The organism is Vibrio sp. YT-17 (assembly GCF_033337375.1).
Taxonomy (GTDB): domain Bacteria; phylum Pseudomonadota; class Gammaproteobacteria; order Enterobacterales; family Vibrionaceae; genus Vibrio; species Vibrio alginolyticus.
The window spans coordinates 43,079-63,014 of sequence record NZ_JAWOQP010000017.1 but is presented as its reverse complement, the minus strand read 5'-3'; the positions used below and the strand labels follow the sequence as shown (position 1 = coordinate 63,014).

Here is a 19,936-nt window from a genome sequence, read left to right as displayed (position 1 = left end):
CTCATAGCATCCCTTTTTTTACGGTCAACGTTTAATTCATCCAGCCCGCATATTTTGCGACTAGAAACAGGGCAACACCGGCCATAACTCCCGCCACGATATCATCAACCATAATACCCAGCCCACCGTGAACTCGCTTATCTAGCCACCCAATTGGCCAAGGTTTTACCATATCGAAAAAACGAAATAAGATGAAGCCAGTGATCAACCACTTCCATTCAGTGAGTGGAATATTCAGTGCAGGTACAATGCTCATCGTAATCCAAAAGCCCGCAAACTCATCCCATACGATTGAACCATGATCATGCACCTTCATGTCTGCAGACGTCACTTGGCATATTTGAATGCCGATCACACACGAAATCAGAACAACAATGACATACGCCGTAAATGGTAATTGTGCCAACAACAAAAAGAAAGGCACGGCCGCCAGTGTGCCCATTGTTCCAGGGATAAACGGGGATAATCCACTGCCAAAACCCGTCGCCAATAGATGCCACGGGTTCTTTAATGAAATCAGAGAAAGAGGGTTGGTCATATCCTTAAACCTATACTGCTAGTTTGGTTTCAATCGTCATGCCTGCGAGTTACTCAATAGTAACAGGCTCTTGGCTAGAGCTTAGCTCAGATCATTTAAAGTGGTCGAAGCCACTTAAGTCCCAATCAAGTGGTTGATTGTTATCATGCAGCTCGAAGGTTCCATTTGGTCGGATTTGACCAATACATGTGACCTTACAGCCAGTATGAGATAAAGCGCTTTGTAACGAGCCTCGATTTTGCTCCGGCAAGGTAAAACACAACTCGTATTCTTCGCCACTTGCTAAAGCATACTGCTGCGCGCTGATCTTATCATCTAAAAACTGGACTAATTCTGAAGAGATCGGTAGCTGAGAGACATCAATACTAACCCCAACCTGAGATCGCTGTAAAATGTGCTTAATATCAGAGATTAAACCATCTGAAATATCTATCGCCGACGAGGCTAAGCCAACAAGAGCTTGTCCAGCAAGCACACGCGGAGAACTAAGGTAATGAGCTCGCTCTAGTGCTTCCGCGCCGGCTCTACTGCGCAGAGAGTCATCTAGAATCACATCCAAGCCAGCTTTTGCATCGCCAAGGTTTCCCGTTACGTATACCCAATCCCCAGGCTTGGCGCCGGATCGCGTGAGCGCTTTGTCTTCAGGTACAAAACCTTGCACCGTCAGTGTCAGACACAATGGGCCTTTGGTGGTATCACCGCCTATTAACTGAATACCATAGTAATCAGCCAGTTCGAAAAATGCATCACAGAAAGGTGCAAGCCATTCTTCATCTGGCTCAGGCATCGTTAATGCAAAGCTCACCCACGCAGGCGTTGCGCCCATCGCCGCCAAATCACTGATGTTAGAAGCCAATGCTTTGTGTGCGACCCATGCTGGGTTCGCGTCGGCTAAGAAATGCGTTCCAGCTACCAATGTATCCGTGCTAATCGCAATCTGAACATTAGCTGGCGCTTTGACCAAAGCGCAATCATCACCAGCGGCTAGATGGACATCTTTACGTTGGCTCTGACGACCGACGAAGTATTTGTCTATCAGATTAAATTCACCAGACATAATTCACTTACTTTTTGATGTAAAAGCTTTTGATACAAAAAAGGTCAGCATGTGCTGACCTTTTCATTGAAGAAATCGTTATTTCTTACGAATGTGAGGTGCTGCTTTATCAAGTACACCATTCACAAACTTGTGGCTATCTTCTGCTGCGAAAACTTTTGCAAGTTCAATCGCTTCATTGATAACAACTTTGTAAGGAACATCTTCGCGACGAGTCATCTCGTACATAGCAAGGCGAAGAAGAGCAAGTTCCATCATATCTAAATCCTGCATAGGACGAGAGATGTATGGACGAATTTTGCTATCTAGCTCAGCGTGGCTAAGTACAACACCGCTTAATAGTTCACGGAAGTAAGCTACGTCTGTCTCTGGAGCAGCAAGCGCTGGCTCAGATGCATGAAGTTCTTCTTCATCGTATTTGTCGCCAGACAAAAACTGTTCTTCAATCTTGGCAACATTCTCTTTAGTAATTTGCCATGAGTAGATCGCCTGTAGAGCGAATTGACGTGCGTTACGACGTGCGGCTGGTTTCACACTGGCCCCCATTAGGAATCAATTTCAGATAGTACATTAATCATTTCAAGTGCGCTTAGTGCAGCCTCTGCACCTTTATTACCAGCCTTGGTTCCTGCGCGTTCAATCGCTTGATCGATCGTATCAACAGTCAAAACACCAAATGCTACTGGAATGCTGAATTCCATAGACACTTGTGCTAGACCTTTGTTCATTTCACTACAAACATAGTCAAAGTGAGGCGTTCCACCGCGAATAACAGACCCTAGAGAAACAATAGCGTCGAATTTGCCAGTTTTAGCAACACGCTGAGCTACTAGAGGTAGTTCTACGGCACCTGGACAACGCACAACCGTGATGTTGTCTTCGCTTACTTGTCCGTGACGCTTTAGTGTATCGATCGCACCAGAAAGTAGGCTTTCGTTAATAAAACTGTTGAAACGAGAAATAACGATAGCAATTTTTGCATTTGGCGCTGGGAAGCCACCCTCGATCACTTTCATAAGCTTTCCTTTAACTCTATTTATAAGTGAAATATGTTCATCAAGTGAGAATCGCCGGATTCTAGCACAAATTTGTGAGCAATATCTAATGGAAATTGGAGGCAAATCACCGGTTCCTAGCCATTGACGAGTTAAGCACGTCAAAGACTAGGAACTTATTGTTCGGTTGTTACTCGCAGACGTACTCAACAACGTTCAGACCAAAACCACCTAACGCGTGGTACTTTTTGTTGGTCGATGACAGAAGGCGCATATCATGTACACCGAGATCCGCAAGAATCTGTGAACCAACGCCAACACGGCGAGACGTGCCTTGTTTTTTAGCAAGCGTTGGGGCTTCACCTTTGTCTTGCGCTTCGAACATCTTCACGCGATGAATAAGTAGATCGGTCGATTCTTCATGGCCAAGAACAACCAGCACACCGCCTTCTTCACCAATGCGTTTCATTGCCTTATCTAGTGTCCAGCTGCGCTCTGCATTACGATCGCTACGTAGTAAGTCGGTAAAAACGTCTTGAAGATGAACGCGAACCAGTGGCGCTTTTTCTTTCAAATCGCCCTTGCACATTGCGTAGTGCACTTGATTATCAATGGTGTCTTTGTACGTGACTAACGTGAACTCGCCAAACTCTGTCGGTAACTTGCACTCTGCCACACGTTCAATCGTTGTCTCAGTGTTATTGCGGTACTCAATTAGGTCGGCAATAGTGCCCAATTTAATACCGTGCTTCTCTGCAAAGATCTCTAGATCTGGGCGACGAGCCATCGTGCCGTCGTCATTTAAGATCTCAACAATCACCGATGCTGGCTCTAAACCAGCAAGACGAGCCAAATCACAGCCAGCTTCAGTGTGACCTGCACGAGTCAGTACACCGCCGTCTTGAGCTGCGAGAGGGAAGATGTGACCAGGCTGCACTAAATCCGCAGCTTTAGCGTTTGGCGCGACTGCTGCTTGAACGGTACGTGCGCGATCTGCGGCTGAAATACCAGTCGTTACCCCTTCTGCTGCCTCAATCGAAACAGTAAAGTTGGTGGTGTATTGCGCATTATTGTCTTGCACCATTGGTGGCAGACCTAGACTTTCGCAACGATCTTTGGTCATGGTTAAACAAATCAGGCCACGGCCATAGGTTGCCATAAAGTTGATGGCTTCCGGCGTAATATGCTCGGCAGCCATGATCAAGTCACCTTCATTCTCGCGGTCTTCATCATCCATTAGGATGACCATTTTGCCCGCGCGAATATCATCAATAATTTCTTGTGGCGTACTGATTGGCATAGTCTGTTATCCCGTTATTCTAAATTTGTTATTGCGACAGCAATGAAAAATTACGTTGCAGTGAATGCTAGTTAGGTCAATAGTTTGAGCTTTGCATTAAGCAAGTCAATGAATCTCGCGGTGTTCTGTGAGTCTGCTCTTTATCGCATGCCTCACGCAGCCACTCCCAAGACTTATGCAAAACCGTTTTGCTGTAAAAAGTCCATCGTGATACGAGACTCGGCCTTATCTTCTTGTTGTCCTTGCAGTAAACGCTCCATATAACGCGCAAGTACATCAACTTCTAAGTTGACTTTGCGCCCCACTTGAAACTGGTCAATCGTAGTTTCTTCACTCGTATGAGGAACGATCGTCAGCTTAAAAGCATTTTTACGTAAGTCGTTGACGGTTAGGCTAATACCATCAACAGTAATCGAGCCTTTCTCTGCAACGTACTTGCTAATTTCCGCAGGCATTGCAACCCAAAACTCTATCGCACGGCCAACTGAATTGCGTTCGACAATTTCACCAACCCCATCGACATGGCCAGAAACGATATGTCCACCCAATCGCGTTGTTGGCAACATGGCTTTTTCTACATTCACCTTATCGCCTACTTGGTATTCAGCAAACCCAGTTTTCTTCAAGGTTTCTAATGACAGATCAGCACTGTAATAGTGGCTTCCGAAGTCAACTACCGTTAAGCAAACACCATTGGTCGCAATGCTATCGCCTAACTTAACGTCTGACATATCAAGCGTACCCGTTTCAACCGTGACGGTGATGTCTTCGCCCTTCGGCGTAATCGCAGCTAACTTGCCAACTGCTTCTACTATTCCTGTAAACATACTATTTCTTATCTAATTTCATTACGTTTTATGGTGGCGGTGATGCGAATGTCTACCCCAACCATACGAACGTCTGTAATGTTTAAATCTATGACGTCAGCCATAGCGCTTAACCCTAAAGCACCGATAAGCCCCCGACCATCGCTGCCCATGAGTTTTGGCGCAAGGTAAACAATGAGCTCATCTACAAGATTAGCCTTTATCATCGCACTCGCTAGCGTAGCTCCAGCTTCAACCCATAAGTGATTGATGTGGTGCTCATCCGAGATACGTTTTAATGTCGTTGATAAGTCAATTTGGTGAGCGCTGTCCAATAGAGGGATACAGTCTCCATCAGAGCGAACAATAACTCGTTCTCCATCGGTATGGAACAGCTTGAGCGCATCAGTTAAATGGTTCTGACGGTCTAAGATTACACGTACTGGTTGACGAAGCTCTTCTTGTAAATACTGCGCTTGAACACTATTAGGTAAGTCATCCCAGCGCACATTGAGTGATGCATTATCATCAATCACCGTTTTGCTAGTAGAAAGAATGCCACCACTTATCGCTCGATAACGCTGCACATCTTGGCGGGCCGCTGGGGAGGTGATCCATTGGCTCTGACCATTACTGAGTGCGCTTTGCCCATCCAAACTGGCTGCCATTTTTAATTGAACAAACGGCATGCCTGTACGCATGTACTTTATAAAACCAGGGTTAAGGGCAAGGGCATCTTGCTCTAACAAGCCGATTTGTACTTCAATTCCGGCATCACGTAACATCTGGATGCCGCGACCTGCAACTTTCGGGTTTGGGTCTACCATGGCGCAAACCACACGTGCCACTTTGGCTTTAATCAGCCCTTCGGCACATGGCGGTGTACGGCCGTAATGAGAGCAAGGTTCTAGCGTCACATAAGCGGTTGCACCAACTGCTTTTTCACCCGCCATGCGCATCGCGTGCACCTCGGCATGCGGCTCACCAGCACGATGGTGATAACCTTCACCGACAATTTCTTCATCACGAACGATGACACACCCTACATTTGGATTAGGGGCGGTGGTATAAATGCCACGTTTCGCTAACTTAATAGCTCGTGACATCATGGCGAAATCTAAATCAGAAAACGCTCTTTCAAGAGTGTGTTGAGTCATGAGCTACTCAGTCTTCTAGGCGGGCAATCTCTTCGCCAAACTCGCGAATATCTTCAAAGCTGCGGTAAACGGAAGCGAAACGAATGTAAGCCACCTTATCGAGCTCTTTGAGCTGGTCCATGACTAAATTACCAATCATTTCACTCGGAACCTCTCGCTCACCCGTCGCACGCAGTTGTGATTTGATCATACTGATCGCTAACTCTATAGAATCGGCACTCACTGGGCGTTTCTCTAAAGCGCGTTGAATACCGCCAACCATTTTATCTTCATCAAATGGTTCACGGTTGCCATTCGATTTGATCACTTTAGGCATCACTAACTCTGCGCTTTCAAACGTAGTGAAACGCTCGCTACACGCCAAGCACTGACGGCGACGTCGAACTTGATGGCCATCAGCCACTAAGCGGGAATCAATAACTTTGGTATCGTTCTCGGAACAAAAAGGACAATGCATATCACCTCCATATCTATACCAAAATAACCTCATGAGCAATCACGGATAACCACGCGTTCATGGTTATACGGACTCTATTAAAGCTATTTGGGTATAACGCTTTCAAACCGAAATAAAAGCTCATGTAGTGTAGCGGAATTGGTATGTTAGACAAAACAAAAAGGGGCGCAAAGGCCCCTTTTTCACTCAAGATCTCGTCGAATGTGTTAACTGCGTGCTAAGTAGTTCGCTTTACCAACCCACTTGTAGCTAGTTAGCTCTTCTAAGCCCATCGGACCGCGTGCATGTAGCTTTTGCGTAGATACTGCGACTTCTGCGCCAAGGCCAAATTGCGCACCGTCTGTAAAGCGCGTTGAAGCATTCACATAAACCGCCGCCGAACCGACAGAATTGATGAACAGCTCTGAGTTTTCCAAGCTATTGGTCATGATCGCATCTGAGTGGCTCGCGTTATGGACACGCATATGATCAATGGCATCTTTCACATCAGACACAACTTTTACACCAAGAGTGTAGCTCAACCATTCCGTATCAAAGTCACCTTCAACAGCATCGCGAATTTGTGTTGCTTGAGGCATCAGTGCTTTTGCCTTAGGCTCTGTCACGAAGGTCACTTTATCGTTCATGCGCTCTACGATCATTGGTAGGAATTGCGCTGCAATTTTTTCATGCACGAGCAGCGTATCTAATGAGTTACACGCAGATGGACGTTGAACTTTAGAGTTCTCAACCACATTCAGGGATTTCTCTAGATCAGCGGATTCGTCGACAAAGATATGGCTGATACCAAAGCCACCAATAATCACCGGAATCGTGCTGTTTTCTTTACACATTTTGTGTAGGCCAGCACCACCGCGTGGAATGATCATGTCGACGTAATCGTCCAACTTAAGCAATTGAGAAACAAGCTCACGATCTGGTTTTTCAATGTACTGCACAGAAGCGGCTGGAAGGTTCGCCTTTGCGAGCGCAGACTGAATAACCTTCACTAATTCCATATTCGAGAAAAAGGTCTCTTTGCCACCACGTAAAATGCTTGCGTTGCCGGTTTTCAAGCACAACGCTGCGATATCAATGGTTACGTTTGGACGCGCTTCATAAATTACGCCCACGACACCAAGCGGCACGCGACGACGAGACAGTGACATCCCATTTTCCAGTACCTTACTGTCTATTTCGCTGCCTACAGGATCGTTCAAGCTAATGACGTTGCGAACATCATTCGCAATTGCAGTCAATCGTTCTTCATTAAGCAAAAGGCGATCGAGCAGCGCATCGGTTAAACCCGCTTCACGGCCAAGTTCGATGTCTTTAGCGTTTGCCGCCAAAATAGCAGCAGAGTTTGCTTCTAGCTCATCAGCAATGATGGCTAATGCTTGGTTTTTTTGCGCAGTTGACGCTGTCGCTAATTCGAAAGCTGCATCTTTAGCAGCTTTACCCATATTCGTTAAATCCACTTTGCTTCCCTCTAATTCTATTCCTGAATGACGACCAAATCATCGCGGTGAATCACCTCAGAGCCATAATCATGACCCAAAATAGAGATGATATCTTTACTGTGCTTACCCGTAATTTTAGTTAGGTCATCACTTGAGTAGGCGCTGATGCCACGAGCCACCAACTTACCGTGAGCGTTTGTTACACGCGCCACTTCGCCTCGTGCGAAGTCACCACTAACTTTGATGACCCCTTTAGCAAGTAGGCTACTGCCCTTGCCGACCACAGCATTGACTGCACCATCATCAATAATGATGTCGCCCGATGCCGCAGGTCCCGCTAGAATCCAGCGTTTACGGTTCTCTAAGGCTTCAGCGCAAGGTAGGAAGCGCGTGCCCTGAGGTTCAGCACTTAAAGAGTCAAAGATAACATTCGGCGCACTACCAGCAGCAATAATAACCTCTATACCTGCGCGGCGAGCGATGTCTGCGGCTTGCAGCTTCGTTGCCATACCACCAGTACCCAATGTTGTACCGCTTCCACCTGCGATTTTACGCAGCGTATCGTCGATGGTTTTTACTTCCTTGATAAGCTCTGCGTTCGGATCTCTACGAGGGTCAGCAGTAAACAGACCTTTTTGGTCCGTTAAAAGCAAGAGCTTATCTGCACCACATAAAATGCCTACCAAAGCGGAAAGGTTGTCGTTATCGCCAACTTTAATCTCGCTAGTCGCAACGGCATCATTTTCGTTTACGATAGGAACAATATCGTTCGCAACGAGCGCATTAATAGTGTCACGCGCGTTAAGGAATCGCTCACGATCTTCTAAATCGGCACGGGTTAGTAGCATTTGGCCGATCTTGATACCATAAATACCAAACAAAGACTCCCATGTTTGAATCAAGCGACTCTGCCCCACCGCGGCAAGTAACTGCTTACTCGCCATCTCGTTGGGCAATGCGGGGTAACCAAGATGCTCACGGCCTGCTGCAATCGCACCAGACGAAACCATTACGATTGAATGGCCTTGTTTTTTAAGCTCAGCACACTGGCGTGCTAACTCAACCATGTGTGCACGGTCGAGTGCCAGAGTGCCGCCTGTCAGCACACTTGTACCCAGTTTCACAACGACAGTTTGTGGTTGTGAAACAACTGCATTTTGTTGATTCGTTGTCATGATGTCTTCTGAAGTGAAAAACAAATAAAGAGAGGATGTTTTAACAATCAAATAGGGAATTAACAAGAGAAAAGGTGCGTTTTCGCACCTTTTTGTTTGGTATTAAATGAAAACAACCAAATTAAGCGAAATCGAAAGACTCCGTGTGATATTCGACTTCTAATTTGAAGTGTTCTTCTAAAGTATCAACCAGCTTTTGATGGAATGTGCTCTGCGTGAGATACACTTCCTCTACCACTTTTTTGGGAAGGGCTTCAGATACCCATTGCCCTTCTTTGTTGTACTTGCCAATATGATATTTAGCAGTAAAGCCTCCCTCGATGGATTCCAAATCCATCCACCAGCCCCAAAATTCACGCTTCTCAGGCGATTTTTTGTCGTCTACACATACAGATAAACAATCAAAATAATAGCGCCCTTCTTGCGATTGTGGTTCGCGCAGGTAAGGCCCTATCGCCTTCAACTTTGACATCAAGCGAAAGTGAGTCGGGCCCTGAGTCGTCTCTGACATATGAATCTCCGTTTTCATAGTTAAAAGTAAACACCCAAGAATGATTATTATTTTTAATTATCATGAGCTTATTTTTTGCTCAGATATATCACTCTTAACTAATTTAGGAGAATTGTCACCCTAATAATTCATCTTCTAGCCACTTTATGGCTAAATCGAGGGATTGCTCATATCCTTTTGTAATTGTTTTGGAACTGATTTTTTTTGCTCTACCATACTGGCTAAATAGAGCAACAAGTTGATTATCACTGTGTGGCGACACTGGATCGCCCTCAAGACTCAAAGCCAAAATAGGCACTTTGGTTTTTCGACTGCTCAGGAAGCCCTGAACCTTCAATGACCACGCCATCATCTGACCAGCCATGCTATTAATATCAACCGCATTTTTCCCCAAACGGGAAGCCAAAAGATCTAGGTACATCTTCGGCATTTTTTGTAACTTCTGAGGGGAAGTAAAAATATCATGTACGGGTGCGCCTAGAGCGACACAAGCTTTGATCTTTTCTTGCTCAACAAAAGAGAGTCTGATCATGGCATTACCACCAAAACGAAACCCAACTAACCCCACTTTGTGATGATCAACCCAAGGTAGCGAGTAAAGCTCATTCAATACCGCTTGATGTAGGCAACTTGAATTCTCGGTCAAGGGCCAATGAGAGCTATGCCCTACTGAAGGCATGTCTACGGTTAACATCGCAATATCTCGCGGTGCAAGACGATTACGGAACAAACGCCACATGTCGGTTTGTAGAGTATCCAAACCAGCGCTCACCATGACCACAGGCAACTGTTTATCCGTTCTTGGTAAATGGAGGTTCGCGATGATTTTGCGATTTTGGTAAGGCACTTCAATTTGCTTGATGGTGTACTTAGTTTTTTCTGCGCCGTCAGAATACGCTTTGTTTGCCAGTACTTGAGCCTGCGATGCCAAGTTGTCATTTTTTAAATGTGGGTAGCCTGCAATACTAAAACACAAAGAAGCAGTGAAGAGTTCATCCGCTGCCTCTTCTCCTTGCATTTCATTTGCTCGCTTCTGATGAGCCATACCAAGCTTGATCCACTCAAATGTCCAGTTACCACTGTGATAACCCATTACAGTGTCCAACCAATCATCATTGGTTCGCGAGTGAGAAGATGAAGCAATTTTGGACAGTACGCCTTCCATTTCGATCGGAGACAATCCTTGCCAAGCCCATTGCAAGCGACGCAAATGACGATACCAAGCACGATCACCCTGCGCTTCTCGTTCATCAAGTATTTTTTTACTGGTCGGCATGTACTGGGTAAGCGCGGAGGTTTCTTTTGCTTGCTTATGTTTCACGAACAAAGTTTCGGAAAGATTTTTACTGACGTCTTCAGACATAGGAAGAACCCTAGGCTATTAGCATGATTTAATATCATAATAAAAAAAATGCCCCTATAAAGGGGCATTTCTCAATATTCTTTAACCGCGTTTATTTTTGCTTGCGGTTTACTGGCTCAGCATACTGGATTGACATATCCCAAGGCTGCTCGATCCAAGTGTCTTGAGCAATATCTACAACGTAATCATCCAGCAGCTCTTTGCCTGATGGTTTCGCACACACAGCGATCATTTTCGCTTTTGGATACATCTCACGTAGTTTGCGCGCTGTATCACCACTGTCTACTAGGTCTTCAACGATTAGGTAACCTTCGCCATCACCTTCAGGTGCTTTTAGTACCGTCATGTCGCGCTGATGATCATGGTCGTAGCTTGAAATACAGATTGTATCAACGTAACGAATACCCAGTTCACGAGCCAAAATAGCGCCAGGAACCAAACCGCCGCGGCTTACCGCCCAAATTCCTTTCCATTGCTCAGCTGGCATTTGTTTTTCAGCCAGTTCACGGCAGTAAGTCTGCATTGCATCCCAAGTGATAATGAATTTTTTACTCATTGTAATAACCTAATAATTTGAAAATATGCATCCTCAAAATCTAGCGAAGTCACTCAAAAGCGGAATGCTCACTAACTTCTCCAAAATGTTTGGAGACGAGGATTTCAAGCTGCGCAAACGATTATTCTACCGAAACACACCGCTAATACCAACGGTGATATCAAAATTCTCTGCCTATTCCGCAGAAAAACCGTCTTCTGTGAACAACGTAAAAAAAGAAAAAGCCAGCGTGAATAAATCCACACTGGCTTTTTGCTCGAGAAATTAACCGACGAGGTATTTAACGATGAAGATGGCTGACATCACCCATACACTCATCGACACTTCACGGCCCTTACCGCTGAATAACTTGATCGCCGCGTATGCGATAAAGCCTAACGTGATACCTTCTGCAATCGAGAATGTTAGCGGCATAACTAAACAAGTCACAACAACTGGGGACGCTTCAGTTAGGTCACGCCAATCAATGCTTACTAGCCCAGACAGCATCAAGATCGCCACATAGAATAGCGCACCTGACGTTGCATAAGCAGGGATCATACCCGCAAGTGGTGAGAACAATAGAGCAAGTAGGAAGAGTACACCAACAACCACGGCTGTTAGACCAGTACGCCCACCCGCAGCTACACCAGAAACGCTTTCAATATAAGATGTCGTGTTGGAGGTACCAAGTAATGCACCTACTGACGTTGCTGTTGAGTCTGCAAGTAACGCTTTGTTTAAACGAGGGATGTTGCCATTCTCGTCAGTTAGACCAGCTTTTTGAGAAACGCCAACGAGCGTACCTGCGGTGTCAAATAAATCGACAAATAGGAAAGCAAATACGACGGAAATCATGCCTACTTCAAACAAACCAGAGAAATCCAGTTGCATGAAAGTTGGCGCAATGCTTGGTGGCGTTGACATAATACCGCCCCACTGCACATCACCAAATAGAAGACCAAGCGCTGTAACGCCAAGAATGGCGATCATCACCGCACCTTTCACACCACGGTGAACCAGTGCAATCGTAAGAAAGAAGCCAATCGCGGCCAATACAGATGGCAATGATGTGATCTCTCCCATAGAAACTAATGTCGCTGGGTTATCAACGACGATACCTGCATTTTTTAATGCGATAAACGCTAAGAAAAGACCAATACCAGCTGAAATACCTGTTCGTAGAGAATGCGGGATCGAGTTAATAATCCACTCACGGATCTTAAATACGCTTAAAAGAATGAACAGAAGGCCAGAAACAAATACAGCCGCCAACGCAACTTGCCACGTATAACCCATTCCCAATACAACAGAGTAAGTAAAAAATGCGTTCAGGCCCATTCCTGGTGCCTGTGCGATTGGGTAATTGGCAACAAATCCCATGATAAAACAGCCGATTGCGGCAGCAAGACAAGTTGCGACAAAAATGGCGCCACGGTCCATACCGGTATCCGACAGGATCGCTGGGTTTACAAAAATAATGTAAGCCATAGTTAGGAAGGTCGTAACACCTGCAATGATCTCAGTGCGCACATTTGTGCCATTTTCACTGAGTTTAAAAAGCCTCTCGAGCATGATCGAATCCTGTAAAGGTAAAAAGTAAACGGTTGCGTAATCGATTGGCGGGAATTATAAAGTTATCAAATAGCAAATTCTAGATAGAATCTTCACTCTAATGCGTTTTTTTTCTTTGGATATGAAACACATTCTCTAACCCATCAAAGCAAGTAAAGAAATATATTCTTATAAAACAATAGGTAACCCAGATAACACAGTTCTCTAAAAGAGAATAAAAACTGAGCAATGTACTAAACTTTCAGATGAAAAAGGCCCATTTTAAACATGGTATCTAACAGATTTGATGGAAAAGTCGATAAAACCGAAGAATGGGGAATAGAAGAAGGCTTTGATGGCAATAAGTGAGTCAGGAAGAGAAAATAGAGATAAAAAAACGCCACCCAATTTGGGTGGCGGTGAATCATGTCAGCACTATCACTGAAAAAAAATTCCAATTTATAGGGGTGAACAAACTGTTCGAGTCACATGCGTTGACTTCACTTAGTAGCCAAAGCTTGTTGGGTATACAAAGTTACCGGTGTAAACAGACTTGCTATTCCAGAACATTGTACTTGGTAAACCTTTCATAACTATCACCTTTTAAATCAATTAAACATTCGTTGATTTCTCGGTTCCTTGGAGGCGATAAAACGGACTCATCCTTTGAGCATTTCATTCTTCTCTCAGAAGCTGGTTACAAATATACCACCAAGAAATTTAATTACAAGCATTTTAGTGATTGGAATCACAAAAAATACATAAATTGACCTTTATCAAAGTTTATATGTAATTAAATTACAATTTTATGAATTAAAAAATAAAGCCACTTTCAGAATGTATGATAGAGAACACATAGTGCTTGTTATTGTATTCACAAACTGTGACAGTTCTGAGAGAAATCCTTGTGATCGCGACTACTCGTACTCCTTATCTGGTGGTATGCTAACGGCAATTTGAAGGCCAAATCGTCTAGCATTTAATGCTACCTTGACAACATTTTTACGGTATATATTTGGCAAAGCACATCAAAAGGAGTCCTCCGTGTCTGAGTTCCATTCTGAGATCAGTACCTTATCACCTGCTCCACTTTGGCAGTTTTTCGATAAGATTTGTTCTATCCCTCATCCATCGAAACATGAAGAAGCATTAGCACAGTACATTATCAACTGGGCAACAGAGCAAGGCTTTGACGTTCGCCGTGATCCAACCGGTAACGTGTTCATCAAAAAGCCCGCGACACCAGGAATGGAGAATAAGAAGGCTGTTGTACTTCAAGCACACATCGACATGGTGCCGCAGAAAAACGAAGACACTGAACACGACTTCACCAAAGATCCAATCCAACCTTACATCGATGGCGAATGGGTAACTGCGAAAGGCACGACGCTTGGTGCAGATAACGGTATTGGTATGGCTTCTTGCCTTGCTGTATTGGCATCTAAAGATATTAAGCACGGTCCACTCGAAGTTCTGCTGACGATTGATGAAGAAGCAGGCATGACTGGCGCATTTGGCCTTGAAGCTGGTTGGTTAGAGGGTGAGATTCTTCTAAATACAGACTCTGAGCAAGAAGGCGAAGTCTACATGGGTTGTGCAGGTGGCGTTGATGGCACCATGACTTTCGATATTTCTCGAGAATCAACGCCTGCAGGTTTTGTAACACGCCAACTGACGCTGAAAGGCCTAAAAGGTGGTCACTCAGGTTGTGACATTCACACAGGTCGCGGTAATGCCAACAAATTACTTGGTCGTTTCCTTGCCGGTCATGCTCAAGAGCTTGATTTACGTTTAGTCGAATTCCGTGGTGGTAGCTTACGTAATGCAATCCCTCGCGAAGCGTTTGTTACTGTCGCGCTTCCTGTCGAAAACCAAGACAAACTTGCTGAGCTGTTCAACCACTACACTGAGCTGCTTAAAACTGAATTGGGTAAAATCGAAACAGGTATCGTAACCTTTAATGAAGCGATCACGACTGACGCGCAAGTATTTTCAATCGCCGATCAGCAACGATTCATTGCGGCACTTAACGCTTGTCCAAACGGCGTAATCCGTATGAGTGATGAGGTGGAAGGCGTTGTTGAAACTTCTCTAAACGTTGGTGTGATCAGCACAGAAGAAAATAAAGTCACCGTGCTTTGCTTGATTCGTTCTCTCATTGACTCTGGCCGTAGCCAAGTGGAAAGCATGCTGCGCTCGATTACTGAGCTAGCAGGCGCACAAATTCAGTTCTCAGGCGCTTACCCTGGCTGGAAGCCAGATGCAGATTCCGAGATCATGGCAATTTTCCGTGATATGTATGAAGGCATTTACGGTCATAAGCCGAACATCATGGTCATCCATGCTGGTCTTGAGTGTGGCCTATTTAAAGAACCATACCCACACATGGATATGGTTTCTTTCGGTCCAACAATAAAATTCCCTCACTCTCCAGATGAGAAAGTGAAGATTGATACTGTTCAGTTGTACTGGGATCAGATGGTCGCGCTTTTAGAAGCGATTCCAGAGAAAGCATAATTCAATCACGAAAAACGACAAAGGGTGCCATACGGCACCCTTTTTTTTGGTTTAGTTGAACCCAACTACACACGGTTTTGCGCGTAAGCGGCTAATTCATCCATTGAGGTTTGTGCAACAACTTCACCATCAATGTAGTAAGTAACAAACTCACCATCGCGTACACCCATGAGTGTCGCCTTTTCACCGTTACTGTAAGTAATATCCATTTGAACAGTGTTCTCATCGATTTGCTGCATTCGCCCCTGCTCAATGACACGGTTATCCGCTAATGGTGCGATTGGTGCCGTCGTTAACGATTTATCTAATTGGTGGTTTACATCAATGTAAGTATCTACCTTTGTATCGAAGATATGTGGCTTACCATTTAACGGGTTCTTACCCGTCCAAAATTCTAGAGAGTTAAACACGATATAATCCGCTGCGATCGCGACACCATAAACAGGCGCTAAAAGCATATTTAGACCACCTCGAGCGTAACGGTTGTCAACAGCTTTCAAGTTAAACCCCATAACATAACCTGTCACGGCATTACTACCTACGCAACCTGAAAGTGAAACTGCTACCGCAGTCAATGCACCAATTTTAGCAATTGCCTTTTTCATCAAAACCTCTAGTTAGAAAGTGTGAAACCTCAAATTCGGCGCGGATATTATCGGATAAAAAGTAGGGTTAAAAGTCCGTTTTTTTGTCCTCCATGAACAGTATTATTTTTAATACAGTCACATTTTTTAAGGCTATTATTGCGCACTCTTCTCTATGTCTTGTTATGTATTAAACTGATAGAAAAGATCATATTGAAAACAAAAACTTCACACATACCAAAATTTCACGCATGACGATTAAAGTAATTTGTCGTGTCCTTAATGAGAATGATTAGTGCGATTTTGCAGCAATTGTTACATTGCTGATGACGCATTTGACAGAGATGGTTTATGGCCAGAAGTAAAAAAAGCAAAGTGTTTGAGCTCTTAGGACATCAAATACAACCAGGACAACGATTAGAGATCGAATTTGAAGCAGCGAAGCTATATACACATTCGCCTTTATCTATTCCTGTGGAAATCATCCATGGGAAACAAGAAGGACCAGTGTTAATGGTGAATGCTGCTATCCATGGTGATGAGCTTAATGGCGTAGAAATCGTTCGTCAGATCATTAACCAACTGGATCCACAAAAACTGAAAGGCACTGTCATTGCAGTACCTATCGTTAACGTTTTTGGTTTCATCCATAAATCTCGTTACTTGCCCGACCGACGAGATCTCAACCGTTGCTTTCCTGGCAGTGAAAAAGGCGCACTTGCATCTCGTATGGCACACGGGTTCTTTAACAACATTGCCAAGCGTTGTGACTACATTTTGGATCTACACACAGGGGCAATTCATCGCACGAACTTGCCACAGATTCGCGCAAACTTAAGCAACCCAGAAACTCTACGTATTGCTCAAGCATTTTCGACGCCAGTGATTGTTGATTCAGCATTGCGTGATGGCTCTTTACGCAGTGAAGCAGAAAAATGCGATATTCCAGTGCTCACCTACGAAGCTGGCGAAGCATTGCGTTTTGATCCACTTTCGATCAGCGCTGGTGTACTCGGGATTCGGCGCGTAATGCAAGCCATTGGTATGTTGCGTGCGAGCAGGAAAAAGCTGCCTGAGCCTATCATAGCGAAGTCCACCAGCTGGGTTCGCGCGTCAGGTAACGGCATTTTGCGTACTGTCGTTAATCTGGGAGACAAAGTAGAACAGGGGGAAACGCTCGCTTATATTAGCTCTCCTCTTGGTCATGATGAGATAGAACTAAAAGCCCCGAAGCGTGGTTTGGTTATCGGTCAACAAACATTACCATTGGTGAACGAAGGCGATGCAATTTTCCACCTTGCCTATTTTAACCAAGGTGATAATGCTTTAGAGCAAGCAGTCGAAAGCTATATTGAAGGCCTCACTGAATTCGATGCCGAGCCGCTGACCACCGGACAGATACCGTTAGAAACTCAGTAATTCCTACCAAGTAGGCGCCTGATTAGCTCAAAAGGGGCAACAGTGCTCGCACTATCTTGTTTAAAACCAATAAGCTCAGCGTCCATGATGCTGGGCTTTTTGTTTTATGTACGCTAACGATACTTATCGTAGTTTCCACGAATGGATAAAAAACTTTACAATCCGTCGCAAAAACACATTTGATAATTAATCTCATTATCATTTATTAATCGTAATAATGTTCTTATAATCCCAGCTTCATAAAAACACTATAAATCATCAATATGAAACGATTAAAAAGTCATCCATTCAAAGTAAATCTCATTTCACTGGCTTTGCTCTTCCCTCTTTATTCATATGCCGAGACAGCGCCAAATGAAGAGCTTGAAGTCATAGGCGTTCGTTATGCCAAACCTATTACCATTGCTGAGCCTGCGCAAACCACCATTAATTGGTCAGAGATTGAAGAGCAACAGTACTCTAATTTTGCCTCAATGATCGATGCCGTTCCCGGTGCATCAATAGATGGTGGCGGTCGTTCTGGTGGCGAACGTATTAACATTCGTGGTTTTGATGATCCAAGCGATATCGCCGTCTTTGTCGATGGCGCTCCAATTGGTTTTCAACAATACCGCTACGGTACCTTCTTTTTTGATCCGTTCTTAATTGGCGAAGCAGAAATTATCAAGGGCGCGCACGACTATCGAGCACTCAACGGGAAGTTTGGTGGCTCCATTCGCATTAAAACCAAAAGTGTCGATGATCTCCTGTACGGCGAAAGAAACTTTGGTGCTCGCATCTCAAGTGCATACAACACCAACGGCGATGAGAACGCCTACACGCTAACACTCTATGGTAAAAACGATACTGGTTTTTATTTTCTAGCGAATGGCTCGGTAAAAGATTCTGATGACATTAACGTCGGAGGTGGTGAAACGCTGGATTACTCAGGTTATGAGCAAGAAAACATGCTCGTAAAGGTCGGTTATGAAAACAACGATCACGAGTTTGAATTTAGCCACACTCGCTACAAAGATGAAGGTCGTAAACCTTGGGCTAACCGCCGCGGAAAAATGCCTAACATCACCGAATACAATATCAAGAAATACGGCTCATTAGAAAAAGCCCAATACGCTTACACCGTCGATAACAAATACACGGACAACACCACGACCATCTCTTACCACTACATGCCGACTAACCCGTATATTGATTTCAATATCAAAATGGCACGTTCCGAAAACGATCGTCATTGGGTTCGCCCTGACGTAGCATTCGAGAAAATGTTCGTTTCTGTTGGCAGTTACGGTCATGAGTCATGGCTGAGTTACGAGCGTGACTACGTTGATGTGTTTAACCAAGCACAATTCGGAGACCACACTCTAATCACTGGGCTTCAATATCAAAAAACCGATAGAGACTCGTTGGTATTCAACGCATCATACGACAGTAATGAAGCGAAAAACTACGGTTGGTACACCCCTTACTACGAACCATCTGGCACGCAGTCAATTTATGCCGCTTACATTGCTGATCACTATCAAGCAACAGACCGCCTAACAATCACACCTTCTCTGCGTTACGAATACATCAAGAGTGAAGGAAAAGGGAACGCAGCGCCGGATTATAATGATCCAGCTGCCGGACATAACTACGGTGAAACGACGCATAAAGGCTTTAGCCCACGTTTGGATATCGACTTTGATGCGAGCAATAATACGCGTTTAAACGCCTCCTACGCCTACGCTTTAAAAGCACCAACCGTTGATAACATCTACTCAGTGCAATATGCGCGAGCTACCGCTACGGCTACTGCTTTGAATCTGGACGTGTCTCGTATCCATGCTTATCAAGCAAGCATTATCAACTTAACGGAAGGGCTGGTGAACTCTCGCGATAACCTCGCAACAGAGTTAACTGTGTTCTATAACGATGTTAGCGACACAGTTGATATACGAACGGGCGAAAACCTCGACAAAAATACGACTGAGTTACAAAGCTGGAATACAAACCTAGATGGCTTTAAAAACTATGGCTTTGAGCTAATTTCACAATACCGGATTGAAGATTTCTACAGTAATTTCTCAGCAAGTTACATTCGCGGCAAAAACAAAGGTAGCCTATCTGACTCTACAGGTTCAGATGATGATCATCCTGATGTACCGCCATTAAACATTAATCTGGGTTTGGGTTACGAATGGATTCCTGGTTTACGTACGGGCTGGGAAGTCCGTTGGTATGATGCGCAAACCAAAACCAAGGCAAGCGGTAATAATTTAAAAGTGAAATCGCCAAGTGAGCAATACACGCTACAAAACGCTTACGTGGTTTGGGAAATACAACAAGTCGAAGGCTTGAGCGTTGGCGCGGTTGTGAAAAACTTAACCGATCGTTACTACGAAGCATACCTATCTAATGGCGTGCCTTCGCCTGGTCGCGAAGTCAAACTGCACCTCACTTATCAATACTAACCATACCTAAAAGATGCAGGGCAGACATTAACTGCCCTGTTATATCGTATCCAATGGCCATAATTGCACGCCGTTTTAT

At 44.5% G+C, this 19,936-nt stretch carries 18 protein-coding genes; 3 read left to right on the top strand and 15 right to left on the bottom strand.

What is annotated here, in order from left to right; all coding sequences use genetic code 11:
- Positions 1 to 31: 31 nt before the first annotated feature.
- The 14 genes from pgpA to R7F67_RS16465 form a co-directional block, all read right to left on the bottom strand.
- Entirely contained in the window at positions 32 to 538 is a 507-nt protein-coding gene (gene pgpA, locus R7F67_RS16530) for a phosphatidylglycerophosphatase A (protein ID WP_031780838.1), read from the bottom strand.
- A 91-nt stretch (positions 539 to 629) separates the two neighbouring features.
- Positions 630 to 1,595 (bottom strand): thiamine-phosphate kinase, encoded by a 966-nt coding sequence (gene thiL / locus R7F67_RS16525; protein WP_042521205.1) that lies wholly within the window; start codon positions 1,593 to 1,595, stop codon positions 630 to 632.
- A gap of 78 nt (positions 1,596 to 1,673) precedes the next feature.
- Positions 1,674 to 2,141: a transcription antitermination factor NusB gene (gene nusB / locus R7F67_RS16520; RefSeq protein ID WP_005381571.1), complete on the bottom strand. Its 468-nt coding sequence runs from the start codon at positions 2,139 to 2,141 to the stop codon at positions 1,674 to 1,676.
- Positions 2,141 to 2,611 carry a 6,7-dimethyl-8-ribityllumazine synthase gene (gene ribE, locus R7F67_RS16515; RefSeq protein WP_005381572.1) on the bottom strand — a complete coding sequence of 157 codons (471 nt, stop codon included), beginning with the start codon at positions 2,609 to 2,611 and terminating at the stop codon, positions 2,141 to 2,143. Before ribE ends, nusB begins: the two co-directional genes overlap by 1 nt.
- A gap of 169 nt (positions 2,612 to 2,780) precedes the next feature.
- A complete protein-coding gene (gene ribBA / locus R7F67_RS16510; RefSeq protein ID WP_005381573.1) occupies positions 2,781 to 3,890 on the bottom strand; it encodes a bifunctional 3,4-dihydroxy-2-butanone-4-phosphate synthase/GTP cyclohydrolase II in 1,110 nt (369 codons plus the stop codon).
- 173 nt (positions 3,891 to 4,063) lie between these two features.
- Positions 4,064 to 4,717 (bottom strand): riboflavin synthase, encoded by a 654-nt coding sequence (locus R7F67_RS16505; protein WP_171344832.1) that lies wholly within the window; start codon positions 4,715 to 4,717, stop codon positions 4,064 to 4,066.
- Between the two features lie 8 nt (positions 4,718 to 4,725).
- Positions 4,726 to 5,853 carry a bifunctional diaminohydroxyphosphoribosylaminopyrimidine deaminase/5-amino-6-(5-phosphoribosylamino)uracil reductase RibD gene (ribD, locus tag R7F67_RS16500; protein ID WP_171344833.1) on the bottom strand — a complete coding sequence of 376 codons (1,128 nt, stop codon included), beginning with the start codon at positions 5,851 to 5,853 and terminating at the stop codon, positions 4,726 to 4,728.
- Between the two features lie 7 nt (positions 5,854 to 5,860).
- Positions 5,861 to 6,310, bottom strand: a complete 450-nt coding sequence (gene nrdR / locus R7F67_RS16495; RefSeq protein WP_005381578.1) for a transcriptional regulator NrdR — start codon at positions 6,308 to 6,310, stop codon at positions 5,861 to 5,863.
- Positions 6,311 to 6,516: 206 nt separating this feature from the next.
- Entirely contained in the window at positions 6,517 to 7,767 is a 1,251-nt protein-coding gene (locus R7F67_RS16490; RefSeq protein ID WP_017635685.1) for a glutamate-5-semialdehyde dehydrogenase, read from the bottom strand.
- 17 nt (positions 7,768 to 7,784) lie between these two features.
- Entirely contained in the window at positions 7,785 to 8,924 is a 1,140-nt protein-coding gene (gene proB / locus R7F67_RS16485; RefSeq protein WP_017820604.1) for a glutamate 5-kinase, read from the bottom strand.
- Positions 8,925 to 9,045: 121 nt separating this feature from the next.
- The gene (gene crl, locus R7F67_RS16480; RefSeq protein ID WP_005381584.1) at positions 9,046 to 9,435 is read right to left on the bottom strand and encodes a sigma factor-binding protein Crl; all 390 of its coding nucleotides are present in this window, start codon (positions 9,433 to 9,435) and stop codon (positions 9,046 to 9,048) included.
- 115 nt (positions 9,436 to 9,550) lie between these two features.
- Positions 9,551 to 10,798: an esterase FrsA gene (gene frsA / locus R7F67_RS16475; protein ID WP_033905834.1), complete on the bottom strand. Its 1,248-nt coding sequence runs from the start codon at positions 10,796 to 10,798 to the stop codon at positions 9,551 to 9,553.
- A 91-nt stretch (positions 10,799 to 10,889) separates the two neighbouring features.
- Positions 10,890 to 11,354 carry an oxytetracycline resistance phosphoribosyltransferase domain-containing protein Tet(34) gene (tet(34), locus tag R7F67_RS16470; protein WP_005381590.1) on the bottom strand — a complete coding sequence of 155 codons (465 nt, stop codon included), beginning with the start codon at positions 11,352 to 11,354 and terminating at the stop codon, positions 10,890 to 10,892.
- Between the two features lie 264 nt (positions 11,355 to 11,618).
- Positions 11,619 to 12,908: an NCS2 family permease gene (locus tag R7F67_RS16465; protein ID WP_005381592.1), complete on the bottom strand. Its 1,290-nt coding sequence runs from the start codon at positions 12,906 to 12,908 to the stop codon at positions 11,619 to 11,621.
- Positions 12,909 to 13,931: 1,023 nt separating this feature from the next.
- Here R7F67_RS16465 and R7F67_RS16460 point away from each other — a divergent pair.
- Complete coding sequence (locus R7F67_RS16460; RefSeq protein WP_005381594.1) at positions 13,932 to 15,404, top strand: aminoacyl-histidine dipeptidase; 1,473 nt, start codon at positions 13,932 to 13,934, stop codon at positions 15,402 to 15,404.
- 65 nt (positions 15,405 to 15,469) lie between these two features.
- Here R7F67_RS16460 and R7F67_RS16455 read toward each other — a convergent pair whose 3' ends face one another.
- Positions 15,470 to 16,009, bottom strand: coding sequence for a DUF3332 domain-containing protein (locus R7F67_RS16455; protein ID WP_005383765.1), 540 nt, complete (start codon positions 16,007 to 16,009; stop codon positions 15,470 to 15,472).
- A gap of 330 nt (positions 16,010 to 16,339) precedes the next feature.
- Between R7F67_RS16455 and R7F67_RS16450 the strand changes: the two genes are divergently transcribed.
- Positions 16,340 to 17,407, top strand: a complete 1,068-nt coding sequence (locus R7F67_RS16450) for a succinylglutamate desuccinylase/aspartoacylase family protein (protein WP_064376801.1) — start codon at positions 16,340 to 16,342, stop codon at positions 17,405 to 17,407.
- Positions 17,408 to 17,670: 263 nt separating this feature from the next.
- Complete coding sequence (locus R7F67_RS16445) at positions 17,671 to 19,857, top strand: TonB-dependent receptor domain-containing protein (protein WP_238843127.1); 2,187 nt, start codon at positions 17,671 to 17,673, stop codon at positions 19,855 to 19,857.
- Positions 19,858 to 19,936 lie beyond the last annotated feature (79 nt).

Coding starts and splice junctions, on each gene's coding strand:
- R7F67_RS16445 (WP_238843127.1), top strand. CDS start 17,671: ATGAAACGATTAAAAAGTCATCCATTCAAAGTAAATCTCATTTCACTG.
- pgpA (WP_031780838.1), bottom strand. CDS start 538: ATGACCAACCCTCTTTCTCTGATTTCATTAAAGAACCCGTGGCATCTA.
- R7F67_RS16465 (WP_005381592.1), bottom strand. CDS start 12,908: ATGCTCGAGAGGCTTTTTAAACTCAGTGAAAATGGCACAAATGTGCGC.
- R7F67_RS16450 (WP_064376801.1), top strand. CDS start 16,340: ATGGCCAGAAGTAAAAAAAGCAAAGTGTTTGAGCTCTTAGGACATCAA.
- ribE (WP_005381572.1), bottom strand. CDS start 2,611: ATGAAAGTGATCGAGGGTGGCTTCCCAGCGCCAAATGCAAAAATTGCT.
- R7F67_RS16455 (WP_005383765.1), bottom strand. CDS start 16,009: ATGAAAAAGGCAATTGCTAAAATTGGTGCATTGACTGCGGTAGCAGTT.
- ribD (WP_171344833.1), bottom strand. CDS start 5,853: ATGACTCAACACACTCTTGAAAGAGCGTTTTCTGATTTAGATTTCGCC.
- thiL (WP_042521205.1), bottom strand. CDS start 1,595: ATGTCTGGTGAATTTAATCTGATAGACAAATACTTCGTCGGTCGTCAG.
- nusB (WP_005381571.1), bottom strand. CDS start 2,141: ATGGGGGCCAGTGTGAAACCAGCCGCACGTCGTAACGCACGTCAATTC.
- nrdR (WP_005381578.1), bottom strand. CDS start 6,310: ATGCATTGTCCTTTTTGTTCCGAGAACGATACCAAAGTTATTGATTCC.
- ribBA (WP_005381573.1), bottom strand. CDS start 3,890: ATGCCAATCAGTACGCCACAAGAAATTATTGATGATATTCGCGCGGGC.
- R7F67_RS16505 (WP_171344832.1), bottom strand. CDS start 4,717: ATGTTTACAGGAATAGTAGAAGCAGTTGGCAAGTTAGCTGCGATTACG.
- frsA (WP_033905834.1), bottom strand. CDS start 10,798: ATGTCTGAAGACGTCAGTAAAAATCTTTCCGAAACTTTGTTCGTGAAA.
- crl (WP_005381584.1), bottom strand. CDS start 9,435: ATGTCAGAGACGACTCAGGGCCCGACTCACTTTCGCTTGATGTCAAAG.
- proB (WP_017820604.1), bottom strand. CDS start 8,924: ATGACAACGAATCAACAAAATGCAGTTGTTTCACAACCACAAACTGTC.